Origin of the sequence: Serratia sp. 506_PEND (assembly GCF_001076875.1) — a bacterium.
In the GTDB taxonomy this organism is placed as follows: domain Bacteria; phylum Pseudomonadota; class Gammaproteobacteria; order Enterobacterales; family Enterobacteriaceae; genus Serratia; species Serratia marcescens.
Genome location: NZ_JVEL01000246.1, coordinates 1 through 214, shown reverse-complemented (window position 1 = coordinate 214; position 214 = coordinate 1). Strand labels below are relative to the sequence as shown.

General features: G+C 53.7%; 1 protein-coding gene. It reads left to right on the top strand.

Features of this window, described 5'->3' with window-relative positions:
• The coding region (locus ADK28_RS06340) for an esterase-like activity of phytase family protein (RefSeq protein ID WP_048795199.1) at positions 1 to 214 on the top strand (214 nt) is incomplete at both ends.

Sequence of the window (214 nt, the reverse complement as noted above, 5' to 3'; positions counted from 1 at the left end):
CTACAAGATCGATTTCAAAGACGGCACGGTCGCGCCGCTGAAGACGGTATTCCTGCACGATCCGGATAAAAAGGTGCCGTTCCACATCATCAACGAGAGTACCGAGAAGCGCTATCTGACCGGCAGCGATTTCGATCCGGAAAGCTTCCAGTTTGCCGACGATGCCTTATGGATCGGTGAAGAGTTCGGGCCTTACCTGATCAAGGCCGATCTG